The organism is Psychrobacter sp. GTC18467, assembly GCF_055397455.1.
The window spans coordinates 764,828-777,194 of sequence record NZ_AP038920.1; the positions used below are offsets into that span (position 1 = coordinate 764,828).

At 41.8% G+C, this 12,367-nt stretch carries 9 protein-coding genes, 1 tRNA gene, 1 pseudogene and 1 CRISPR repeat array (1 of these 12 only partly in view); all 11 genes and pseudogenes read left to right on the forward strand.

From position 1 onward, the window contains the following. The first annotated feature begins 21 nt into the window (after positions 1–21). The 11 genes and pseudogenes from ACZ5XY_RS03240 (at position 22) to cas2 (ending at position 11,900) form a co-directional block, all read left to right on the forward strand. The gene (locus tag ACZ5XY_RS03240; RefSeq protein WP_464742925.1) at positions 22–1,017 is read left to right on the forward strand and encodes a diaminopimelate dehydrogenase; all 996 of its coding nucleotides are present in this window, start codon (positions 22–24) and stop codon (positions 1,015–1,017) included. Positions 1,018–1,231: 214 nt separating this feature from the next. Then, a tRNA-Val gene (locus tag ACZ5XY_RS03245) sits at positions 1,232–1,308 on the forward strand. A gap of 286 nt (positions 1,309–1,594) precedes the next feature. Further along, positions 1,595–2,816: pseudogene (locus ACZ5XY_RS03250) on the forward strand (Arm DNA-binding domain-containing protein). Then, the gene (locus ACZ5XY_RS03255) at positions 2,803–3,078 is read left to right on the forward strand and encodes a hypothetical protein (protein ID WP_464742926.1); all 276 of its coding nucleotides are present in this window, start codon (positions 2,803–2,805) and stop codon (positions 3,076–3,078) included. Before ACZ5XY_RS03250 ends, ACZ5XY_RS03255 begins: the two are co-directional and overlap by 14 nt. 160 nt (positions 3,079–3,238) lie before the next feature. Next, on the forward strand, positions 3,239–5,878 hold the full coding sequence (gene cas3, locus ACZ5XY_RS03260; RefSeq protein WP_464742927.1) for a CRISPR-associated helicase Cas3': 2,640 nt from the start codon (positions 3,239–3,241) through the stop codon (positions 5,876–5,878). A 63-nt stretch (positions 5,879–5,941) separates the two neighbouring features. Next, positions 5,942–6,691, forward strand: a complete 750-nt coding sequence (gene cas5c / locus ACZ5XY_RS03265; RefSeq protein WP_464742928.1) for a type I-C CRISPR-associated protein Cas5c — start codon at positions 5,942–5,944, stop codon at positions 6,689–6,691. Beyond that, positions 6,688–8,859 carry a type I-C CRISPR-associated protein Cas8c/Csd1 gene (gene cas8c / locus ACZ5XY_RS03270; protein WP_464742929.1) on the forward strand — a complete coding sequence of 724 codons (2,172 nt, stop codon included), beginning with the start codon at positions 6,688–6,690 and terminating at the stop codon, positions 8,857–8,859. The genes cas5c and cas8c overlap by 4 nt, the downstream gene beginning before the upstream one ends. 48 nt (positions 8,860–8,907) lie before the next feature. Next, a complete protein-coding gene (cas7c, locus tag ACZ5XY_RS03275) occupies positions 8,908–9,786 on the forward strand; it encodes a type I-C CRISPR-associated protein Cas7/Csd2 (RefSeq protein WP_464742930.1) in 879 nt (292 codons plus the stop codon). A gap of 82 nt (positions 9,787–9,868) precedes the next feature. After that, complete coding sequence (cas4, locus tag ACZ5XY_RS03280; RefSeq protein WP_464742931.1) at positions 9,869–10,504, forward strand: CRISPR-associated protein Cas4; 636 nt, start codon at positions 9,869–9,871, stop codon at positions 10,502–10,504. 55 nt (positions 10,505–10,559) lie between these two features. Next, on the forward strand, positions 10,560–11,591 hold the full coding sequence (cas1c, locus tag ACZ5XY_RS03285) for a type I-C CRISPR-associated endonuclease Cas1c (protein WP_464742932.1): 1,032 nt from the start codon (positions 10,560–10,562) through the stop codon (positions 11,589–11,591). Between the two features lie 18 nt (positions 11,592–11,609). Further along, positions 11,610–11,900 (forward strand): CRISPR-associated endonuclease Cas2, encoded by a 291-nt coding sequence (cas2, locus tag ACZ5XY_RS03290; RefSeq protein ID WP_464742933.1) that lies wholly within the window; start codon positions 11,610–11,612, stop codon positions 11,898–11,900. Between the two features lie 231 nt (positions 11,901–12,131). Then, a CRISPR array of direct repeats spans positions 12,132–12,367; the repeat unit is 32 nt; unit sequence TTCGCACCCATCACGGGTGCGTGGATTGAAAC (it continues 4,120 nt past the right edge of the window).

Consider the following 12,367-nt stretch of genomic DNA (forward strand, 5'->3'; position numbering starts at 1 on the left):
ACCAATCTAAGGCTAATGATAATGACCTCCGTAATTAAAGTCGCCATCGCCGGTTATGGTAACCTTGGCCGCGGCGCCCAAGCTGCGATTAAGCAAAGTCCAGATATGGAATTAGTCGGCGTATTCAGCCGCCGAGATCCTGCTACCGTCACCCTGATTGACCAAAGCGTTCCTGTTTACGCAATGGACGATATTGAATGCTTCAAAGATGACATTGATGTGCTTATCTTATGTGGTGGCTCCAAATCCGATTTGCCTGAGCAAGCACCAAAATTGGCAGGATTATTCAATATCGTTGACAGCTTTGATACTCATGCCAAAATTCCTGAGTATTTTGCCGCCCTTGACGCTCCTGCTCAAAAAGCCGGTAAAGTGGCAATGCTATCGGTAGGTTGGGATCCAGGGCTGTTTTCTATCAACCGCTTGTATGGCGAGGCGATTTTGCCTGTTGGTGAGACTTATACCTTTTGGGGTAAAGGCTTAAGCCAAGGTCATTCAGATGCGGTGCGCCGCGTTAATGGGGTCAAATCAGGCGTTCAATACACCATTCCTTCAGAATCTGCCATGGCGCGAGTTCGCAGCGGTGAACAGCCGACCTTAAGCACGCGTGAAAAACACACTCGCGAATGCTATATCGTCCTTGAAGAGGCGGCTGATGCCGATGCCGTTCGTCACAGCATCGTCACCATGCCAGATTATTTTGCGGACTATGACACCACCGTTCAATTTATCGATCAGCAGACTTTTGAGCGCGACCACAACAAAATGCCTCATGGTGGCTTCGTCATTCGCAGTGGCGTCAGTGGCATTGCTGATGAGCAAAATAGCCAAGTGCTTGAATTTTCATTAACGCTTGGCAGCAATCCTGAATTCACCGCAAGTGTACTTGTTGCCTATGCCCGAGCAGCTTATAAAATGAATCAAACCGGCGAAAAAGGTGCAAAAACCGTACTTGATGTCGCGCCAAGCCTCCTGTCTCCAAAAACTCCTGAGCTTTTACGTAAAGAGCTGCTATAAAGCTTGCTGTTACCACAAAAACAAAAAGCACCAACAGTTCTCTGTTGGTGCTTTTTTATTCAATAGCTTTTATTTTACTATTAAAATTTAAATTTATGATGAAATTTAAGCGTTTAAAATCAGTATTTTAGATAAAAATTGCTAATAGCCCTACAATAATTTAAAAATAATCCTTGCAAAGTCTTAAAAACTTGCTAAAATGCTCATCCTAAATAGGCGTATAGCTCAGTTGGTTAGAGCGCCACCTTGACATGGTGGAGGTCGCTAGTTCGAATCTAGTTACGCCTACCAAATTCAAACCCCCAGTTTAACGACTGGGGGTTTTTTATTGCGTTGATATTATTGGCGTTTTAGACAATTAGCGGAAGCTGATTCTAAAAATTCTACTACTAACTGATTAGGGTTGAAAAACCACTGTGCCCACATTGTGCCCAAGTTGCGCCTAATCATGTTTTTACACTAAAAACTTATTCAAGCTTTTGACCTCTACTCAAGACATCGTAAAACTGATCAAAACATCTAAATTCGTAATTAGAAATATTATTTTTTAGTCTCTTGGGAGGAGATTAAAAAAGACATGTGCACTGGTATTCAAGGTCGCATTAGAAGCCGCTATAAAAAACTGGTGGTCGACTTTCGATACATGGGCGTTCGTTACCGCGAAACGACCAATCTCGTCGATACTCCCGCCAATCGTAAGAAGCTTGAAAAAGTGCTTGAAAAAATGGAGGCGGAGATTACTTTAGGAATATTTGATTATGCTCATTATTTTCCTAAAAGTGATAAAGCAAAAGAGATGATTGCACTACGAGATCGTAGAGCCTGTATTGAAACTGATATGCCGGCGTTTAAAGAGTTTTCGAAGCTTTGGTTTTCTGAAAAAGAAATTGAATGGCGCGATACTTATAAAGGCAAAATCAATGACATTTTAACGATGTATCTACTGCCACATTTTGCCAATAAGCCGCTCGATACCATTAAAAAAACAGATGTCTTAGCCTTCCGTTCATCGCTCGCCAAAGTAACGTACGGTAAGACCAAGAAACATCTGTCAGCGGCACGCATCAATTCGATAATGGTACCTTTAGGTATGATACTAAAAGAGGGCGCAAAACGCTACAAATTTGAAAATCCTTATGAGGATATCAAATCGCTTAAGCAACCAAAAGCAGACATTCAGCCCTTTACTCTTGAAGAAGTTTGGCGTTTTATTGATGGCGTTCGCCAAGATTACCGTAATTATTATTTAGTTCGGTTTTTTACCGGAATGCGAACCAGTGAAATCGATGGTCTTACTTGGGATAATGTCGATTTTAACCGCCGCGAGATTGTAATTAAGCAGGCGTTAGTCAAAGGCAAGATTGTACCGCCAAAAACGCAAGAGTCTTACCGTGCAATTGCCATGTCGCCTTGGGTATTTGAGGCACTACAAGATCAAAAAAAGGTTACTTATAAGCGCTCAGATTATGTGTTTTGCGCTCATACGGGAGCGCCTCTGGATTACAACAATGTGAATAAGCAAGTTTGGCATCCAACGCTGCGACTTTTAGGACTTAAAACGCGAAACGCTTATCAGACGCGCCATACTGCAGCAACGCTTTGGCTAGCTGCCGGTGAGAGTCCTGAGTGGATTGCAAGTCAGATGGGGCATCTCTACCACTAAAATGCTATTTAATACTTATAGCCGCTATGTGCCAAACATGACCCGCCGTGATGGCAGCGCATTTGAGGCGTTAGTTAACCGTATTCAAATGGCTAAAAAAGCTGCAGATGTGGAGAATAGTCATGAAGATCATTGATTATGACAAGCTGCTCTGTGCCCACAAACGTAGCGGTTATATCACGGCTGATGCCAATCTGATTGGCAATCAGCTAATCAAAGATTTAGGAATCCAAGGCGGTACTGGTCTTGCTAGATTTTTAGAGGTAGATGTTTGCTTTGATAATCATAGAGCAGTGCGGATTTGGGTACAAAGGCAGCTCGATAAACAGCCGGATTATCTTATAAATGAGATGCGCAATCAGCTTGAATGTGAGCTAAATTATCTAATGGCAAATTAGCTTAGACTACAAAATATTGTCAACCTCAGATAGCGAAACGTTATCTGAGGTTTTTTTATGCGTCATCTGTTGTCGTTATTCTATAATTTTATGTTGCTCAAAAAAATAAACTAAGGTAGAGTCTATATAAAAGAACAGTTGTTCGGATTAGATAATATATATGAGTAATATTAGTGAAATGAGCCATTATATAAACGTGCCTGATAATAACTTTATTGCTCATGTGCGAAAAAGTGATGGTAGCGAGCAATTGCTCTATGACCATCTAATAGGTACAGCAGAAATAGCTAAAACCTTGGCGACTAAAATTGGCTTGCCGTTAACCGGTGAGCTAATCGGTTTGGTGCATGATTTAGGTAAATACAGTCAAGCATTTCAGACCTATATCAGAGACAGCATTACCTATGATAATTATAAAAATTTAGACCTAGATGAAGACGAAGAAGCGGAGATACTGCTTAAAGGCAAACCCAAACGGGGCTCAGTCGATCATTCTACTGCTGGTGCAATTTATTTGTATCAACAATTTGAAAGTTTATCAACAAGCCGAATCAAGCAAAGTACACAGGAAAAAATTAAAATAGGTCAAGGGCAACTGCTCGCCGATATTTTGTTCATTTGTGTGGCATCACATCACAGCGGGATGGTAAACGTCGTTGATAAAGAAGGACATCGCTATCTTCATTACCGTAAGCAAAAAGAAGAAGACAAGTCCCATTATCAAGAATCGTTAACTAATGCTACAAGCAACCTTTTATTTACGCATTTAAATAAAAATTTTAAAAGCGAAACGCTTAAAGAGTTTATTAATGTTATTGCCAATATATTGATTGATAAGTCATCAACTGCTAAACAAAAAGACTTTTATGTCGGCTTTTACGCACGAATGCTATTTAGCTGTCTTATAGATGCTGACCGCAGTAACAGCATTGCTTTTGAATATCCAAGCCAAGCTCACCTTTTACAATACTCTCGTCCCAATTGGCAAACCACCATAGATAAAGTCGAGGCGCTGTATGACAGTTTTGCCGATAAAGCCAAGCATAGTCCTCCTAATCCCATCAACTATCAACGTAACCTTATTGCTCGTACGTGCTATGAGACAGGGCAAAACGCGCAAGGTATTTATACTTTAACTGTCCCTACAGGCGGCGGGAAGACGCTTGCCAGTCTGCGCTTTGCTGTCCAACACGCTAAGCGCCATCATCTTGACCGCATCATCTATATCATTCCCTTTACCAGTATTATTGAGCAAAACGCTCAAGAAGTGCGGGATATTCTGGAAGAAAAGCAAGCTGATGGCAGTTATGTTGGCGACTGGGTGTTAGAGCAGCATTCTAATTTAGAGCCTGATTTACAGACATGGCAAAGCAAGCTCATTATGGACAACTGGAATGCGCCGATTGTATTTACCACGATGGTACAGTTTTTAGAAAGCTGTTTTGGTGGCGGTACTAAAGGCGTCAGACGTCTGCATCAACTAAGCCGCGCGGCACTTATCTTTGATGAAATTCAAACCCTGCCTATCAATTGCTACTATTTATTTTGTAACGCTATTAACTTTTTGACCCGTTATGCCAACTCAACAGCGGTGCTATGTACCGCAACTCAGCCTGTTTTGAATAATTTGCCCATCGCACATAACGGCAGCCTCAACCCAGCGGTAGAGATTATCGGTAATCGCGATCAATTGGCAGAACTATTCGATACCCTAAAAAGGGTAGAGATTCATGATCATACTGAACAGTCAAAAGATTTAGACAGTATGGCAGGTTATATTAGTGAGAATTTTGCAGAATTTGCCAGCACCTTAGTCATTGTAAATACCAAAATTTGGGCAAGTCAGCTCTATCAAACCTTATCAGAAGCCCTATCTGAAGATGAGCTATATCATTTGAGCACGGGACAATGTGCACGTCATCGTAAAGACTTACTTGCGCAAATTAGAGCACGCCTAAAACAAGGTTTGCCAACTTTGGTGATCTCAACCCAGCTCATTGAAGCGGGTGTTGACGTCTCTTTTGGATCCGTGATTCGCTTCTTAGCTGGGCTAGATAGCATCGCGCAAGCATCAGGACGTTGTAATCGTCATGGTGAAATGAAGGATGAAAATGGCAATCCCACTAAAGGGCAAGTCTTTATTGTCAAGCCAGATAAGGAAAGTCTCAGTAAACTGCCTACCATCAAACTGGGTAAAGAGCAGATGGAAAATCACATTTTACCGCTTTTATCTCGACCTGAAAATCGAGATAAACATCTGCTTGACCCCGATATTATGACTGATTTTTTTAAAGTGTTTTATACAACAGATTTTGCTAAGCAGCAAATGGCTTATCCCATCAAGCAGACTGATGGCAAGTATTTTGGTAGTGATACTATATTTGGTTGGACAAGCAATAATAGTCTAAATCCTGCCGTCGATAATGATAACGCCAGTAGACTTAAAAATGGTCAGTTCCCAAAGTTATGGCAATCATTCATGGATGCAGGACGTGCCTTTAAGGCTATTGATGCCCCGACCAAAGCTGTTATTGTACCGTATGGCGATGAAGGTCGTGAGTTGATTACCAAGCTGTATGGTACACAGGTCAATGATAAAGACTTTTATAAACTGGTACGAGAAGCCCAGCAATATAGTGTGAACGTTTTTCCTTATATGTTTGATAAATTGCAGCAAGAGCACGCTATAGAGCAGGTTAGAGATACCGGTATTTTTACTCTGTCGGAGACGTTCTACGATGAGCATATGGGCTTGAATCTAGTGGGAGATGGCAAGCTTGATTTTATAGAAGGGTTTTGAAACGAGGTAAAGGTTATATAGTCGAATTAATTAAAATTGTCTTAGAAGATAAAAGGATATCAAATGTCGCAAAATATAAAACCAAAAAACTCTATCGAGTTTCTCCTCACAGGGCGAAGCGCTCTATTCACTGACCCCATTACGCGGATTGGTGGTGAGAAGACCAGCTATCATTTGCCAACCTATGAAGCATTAAAAGGCGTCTGTAAAAGCATTTACTGGAAACCTAGTATTATTTGGTACATTGATAAGGTGCGCGTGATCAATCCTATCCGTACACAAACCAAAGGCATGAAACCGAGTAGATACCACAAAGATGGCAATGATCTAGCGTATTACACTTATCTTCATGACGTGGCTTATCAAGTTCAGGCGCATTTTGAATGGAATATGCATCGTCCAGAGCTAGAAGCTGACCGCATCGATGGTAAACACTATAGCATTGCCAAACGCATGGTTGATAAAGGTGGTCGCCAAGATATATTTCTAGGCACAAGAGAGTGTCAGGGCTATGTTGAACCTTGTGAGTTTGGTAATGGTAAAGGTTTTTATGATGATATTGACGAGCTAGGCTACGGGCTAATGTTTCATAGTTTTGCCTATCCCGATGAAACGGGCATAGATGAGTTACACAGTCGCTTTTGGCACGCCGTCATGCGTTTTGGTGTTATAGAGTTTCCTAAGCCAACTGATGATTTGCAAGCCGATAGCCGTAACGGTATGCCCAATCGCTTTGTACGTGACATGAGCGCCAAAACCTTTACCCTCGATGAGAATATTGAGTCTGTTACCCGTACGGAGGAGTTGCTATGAGCTGGTTGCAACGACTGTATCAGACCTATGAGCTGGCCAGTCAAAACGAAGAGATTCAAGCTCAAGAAAGCAGTTTGATGCCCTATTATCATGTCAATCAAAACGTGCAAATTATCGTTACTATCAACGATAAAGGTAATTTCGTTAATGCTGAGGTATGCCGAGACGGCAATGGTAGAGTTAAATCAAGCTACTTGGTTATTCCGGCCACCAATGCTTCTGCCAATCGTACTTCTAAACCAGTTGCTCATCCACTATCCGATAAGCTGCAATATGTAGCAAAAGACTTTCATGGCTACAGTAATAGTGATAAAGACGATTACTATCCTCTTTATGAGCAAGAATTAGCTGCTTGGTGCATCTCTAGTTCTGCTCATCCAAAAGCGCAAGCGGTACTGAGTTATGTGCAAAAAGGAACGCTAGTCAAAGATCTATTAGCCGCGAATGTCTTGATTGCTGATCCGGATGATAAAAACAAACTTGCCTATCCTGAACAAGCCGGCGACTATCCAGATAGTATTTTATCGTCTCTCAATAAAAATCTCAAAGGAGCATTTGACCAAGGTGCAGCGTTTATTGCTTGGCGAGTCACTGCCACAGAATTGGGAAAACAAGCTGAGCATGGTCAGTCTGAAACGTGGCGAGATGCGAGCTTGTTTGAGTCATGGCAGCAGTTTTACGCCACCCTTGATAGCACCGATGGCTTTTGTTATATCACCGGCAAAGACAGTCCGCTGGCAAGCAAACATCCCAACCGCATCCTGCGTAGCGCCACCAATGCCAAGCTGATATCTGCCAATGACTTATCGAGTTTTACCTTCTTAGGGCGCTTTACCGATGATGAAAAGTCCATTAAAGCGCATGGCTTACAAGGCGCAAATATCAGTGCAGTCGTCACTGAAAAAGCCCATGCTGCCCTGTCATGGCTATTGACTCGTCAAGGACGCGAAGAAGCCGGTCAAGCGGTCGTTGCTTGGGCAGTCTCAGGTGACAAACCGCCACAGCCGACTCAAGAAATCAATGAAACTGACCCTTTCGATGTTGAAGAGAACCTTGAGTCAATCAACTTACAAGAAGAGGAAACCCATCTTTTCACAATGACTGAAGATGAAAACTTTGATGATATAAACGATGAAACAGACGATGAGCCAGAACAGAACGAAAAAGGGGAAACGACAGCAAAAGAAGAGGCACGCTCTAAGCTGACCCATAGTAATAACCTAGGTCAGACCTTTGCTAAGCACCTTAACAACACCATGCAAGGTTATCGTCAACAGCTCGATGCTCATGACCAAATCTCAATTATTACTTTAGAAGCTGCTACTCCTGGGCGAATGGCGGTCACTTACTATCATGAAACGCTGCCTGATGATTATATCGATGCCCTAGCGTGTTGGTATCAGCAGTTTTCGTGGTATGCCACTTATAAAGATGTCGAAACCCATGAGCATAAACTGACCATAAAAGCACCAACACCGAGGCTGATAGCAGAAATGGCTTATGGCTCTCGGGTATCAGATGCGCTTAAAAAACAAGTGGTCTCGCAAGTATTGCCTTGTATCGTAGAGGGAGAGGTAAGACGATTCCCGTGGCACCTCGTAGATTTATGTATTAAACGTGCCTGTAATCCATTGGCATTAAAAAACTGGGACGGAGAATGGGAGCAAGCATTAGGTGTCGCCTGTGCTTTATATCGTGGATATCATTTGCGTCAATCAGACCATAAAAAAAGGAGCTATACCGTGGCATTACAAACAGACTATGACAGCCGAGATTACTTATATGGTCGTCTATTGGCAGTGGCGGAAGATATTGAAAACTTAGCATTGCGTATAGCAGATGAGAAACGTAGCACGACTGCTCAGCGATATATGCAACAATTTGCCAACCGTCCATTTACAACATGGCGTAATATTAAGCTTGCTTTAGTACCATATGAAAAACGCTTAAGGTCAAATCGTGAAGGTTATTTGACAAAAATGGAAAACTTGATTGATCAAATCATGTATCAATTTGAAGTTGACGACTATAAGGATGATTCCGCTTTGTCAGGTGAGTTTTTGCTTGGTTATCACAGTCAAAAAATGCAAATAAAGCTGGACAAACAGCAGGCAAAAAAGGCTTTTGAAGATAAGAAGCAGTCAGAAAATACGGATGAAACTGCTTAACTTAAAATTTTGAGTAACTATTTTTAAAACTTAATAAAAGGATAAATCATGACCGCTTCTACTCAAAACTCGATCAGTAAAAAAATTGACTTCGCCCTAATCATTGGGGTAAACAATGCCAATCCGAACGGCGACCCGCTAAACGGTAATCGTCCGCGCACTGACTTTGCAGGTAACGGCGAGATTACCGATGTTTGCTTAAAACGTAAAATACGTGATCGTTTGCAAGAGTCTGACGAGAATATCTTTGTACAGTCGGATGAGAAGAAAACCGATGACTATAAAAGCTTAAAAGACAGAGCAGAAGGCATCTTAGGAAAAGACGTTCTAAATGCGAAAAAAACGCATCGTGATGAAGCAATAAAACAAGCCTGTAATCAATGGTTTGATGTTCGTGCCTTTGGTCAGGTATTTGCTTTTGGTAAAACGACTGGTGCTGATGGTGTATCTATTCCTATCCGAGGTCCTGTTACTATTCAATCGGCATTTAGTTTGCAACCTGTTGACATTACTAGCACCCAAATTACTAAAAGTGTTAACAGTGAAACCCCTAAGAAAGAGGGTGCAATAATGAGTGCAGACCGTATGGGTATGAAGCACCGCGTTGACGAAGGTGTCTATGTGACTTATGGGGCGATTACGCCACAATTGGCAGAACGTACGGGTTTTAGTGATACCGATGCCCAAAAGATAAAAGAGATCTTACCAAAGCTGTTTGAAGGCGATGCGTCATCGGCTCGCCCTGAAGGCAGTATGCAAGTCAAAAAAGTAGTTTGGTGGGAGCATAGCAGTAAATCAGGTCAATATTCTTCTGCTAAGGTTCATCGCAGTTTAAAAGAGTTGCTTGATACTACAGGCGCATTTGATGAAGACGCATTAAAGTCAGCATTAGAAGGATTAGAGCCTGAAATTATTGAAGGGTTTTAGTTTAATTTTTAGTATTTGGTACTTAAGCAAACATCAGAAATGAAGTTTGCTTAAACCTAATAATGAATCAGAGCCAAAAGCCATGCAACCCCTCTACCTATCACGCTTACAGCACTATTTATTCTGCCCGCGCCAGTTTGCGCTTATTGAGCTTGAATGCGCGTGGGAAGAAAATGTGTTTACTGCAGAGGGTCAGGTCATGCATGAAAAAGTTAACTCTGGTGGTCATGACACACGCGGTAGTATAAAGACCGTGCGCACGTTACGGTTGGGTCATGAAGCGCTAGGATTAGAGGGCGTCGCTGATGTGGTTGAGTATCACACGGATGATAACGGTCAGCAGACGCCTTTTCCTATTGAATATAAGCGTGGCAAGCCTAAGTCGCATCGCGCTGACGAGGTGCAGCTATGCGCTCAGGCATTATGCCTTGAAGATATGCATCATTGCCATGTTCCCAAAGGAGCGCTATTTTATGGCAAAACGCGTCGTCGCCATGCCGTTGATTTTGATGAAGAACTTCGGCAGCTTACAATAGATGCTATCAGTGAGTGCCGTCGTATTATTGATACTAGAATGACTCCTAAACCAACTTATAGCACCAGCAAATGCCGAAATTGCTCGCTTAAAGATATCTGCCATCCCAAAATTTTTAATAAAAATGCTAAAACGTGGTTAACTAAAAAAATAGTAACCAGCTTAGAGAGTCTTGAAGACTGATTAAAAGTTATTTGAATTAAAATATTATCCTTATTTATAGAAGGTAGAACTGATCATGCGACCTTTGAAAAATACCTTATTTGTTCAGACTCAAGGCGCATGGCTGAATAAGCAAGGCGAAAATGTGGTCATGAATATTGATTACGAAGTAAAAGGTCGCGTGCCAATCCATAAATTAGATGCGATTGTTTGCTTTGGTCAAGTCTCAGTATCTCCTGCTTTAATGGCGCATTGTACCGACAATGCCATTACTATCACCCACCTTAATAAATACGGTAAATTTCAAGCCCGTATTGAAGGCGCGGTTAGCGGAAATGTGCTGCTTCGCCGCGAACAATACCGAATCAGTGACAATCCTGAACGGTTTCAGCCTATTTGCCATAGTATCATTTTAGGAAAAGTACATAATCAACGTCAGGTAGTTCGGCGCTATTTGCGTGACTACAAATCACAATTGGATGAAAATATTGTAAATCAGCTAGAAACCACTCAAAAGCGGTTAGAGCTCGGGCTTCATAAAATTCTTGCAACTCAAAACTTAGCGGATCTACTTGGCCGTGAAGGTGAGATGGCAAGCCTTTATTTTAGTGTTTTTCCCTATTTTATTCGCAACACTGATTTTGACTTTAAAAAACGCACCCGAAACCCACCCACAGACGCTATGAACGCTCTACTATCTTTTACGTATACCTTGATGACTCACGACTGCCGAAGTGCGCTTGAAACAGTTGGGCTTGATCCGGCTTGTGGTGTCTTTCATCAATTACGACCTGGACGACCATCATTAGCATTAGATTTGGTTGAAGAGTTTCGACCTATTATTGACCGCTTTGTACTGTCGCTTGTGAATAAAAGGCAGCTAAATAAGTCAGATTTTAAACAAGAAGCCAGCGGCGCTGTTGCTTTAAAAGACGATGCAAGGCAGACTTTTTTTAAAGCTTGGCATGAGCGAAAACAGCAGCCTATTTATCATGAATGGTTTGAGGAAACAGTACCCTTTGGTCTTTTACCGCATTTGCAAGCAACCATTATGGCGCGGCATATTCGTGGTGATATTGATGCTTATATCCCATTTTTGTGGAAATAAACAATAAGGAATGTCGTTATGATGATGTTGGTCACTTATGATGTCAGCACAGCAGATGGCAATAGTGCTAAACGGCTTCGGCACATTGCAAAACAATGTTTAAATTATGGTCAACGGGTACAATATTCTGTATTTGAAATTGAAGTCAGTCCAGCCCAATGGACAATGCTAAAGGCGAAGCTTGAAAGCATCATCAATCACGATACGGATAGCTTGCGCTATTATTACTTAGGTAAAAACTGGCAGCACAAAGTTGAACATATTGGCGCAAAACCTGTGTTAGACTTAAACGATGTTTTATTGTTTTGATAAAGCTGATGTTGATAGATAATCTGACTGTAATAAGGTCGCTGCGAACCTATAGCGTACATAAAATCGCTAGAAGATTCGCATTATTATTTAACATATTGATTTTACTACTATTATTGTATAAAAATAAAATTTTGGTAAGCGCTGATCTTGCCAAAATCGCCTACAACTTAAACGTTCGCAAAATCCAAGGTTTATTCTTAACCTTATTAGCGACTTAAGTTAGGGGCTTTCGCACCCATCACGGGTGCGTGGATTGAAACTGACCCTGCGACGCTTGCTGCTTACACTGTGATTTCGCACCCATCACGGGTGCGTGGATTGAAACGCTTGAAAAGTCATAAACTTTAGACACGATGTTTTTCGCACCCATCACGGGTGCGTGGATTGAAACCCCTGACCATATCGAATGAACCGTTCTTTTTGATTCGCACCCATCACGGGTGCGTGGATTGAAACGGCAAGCC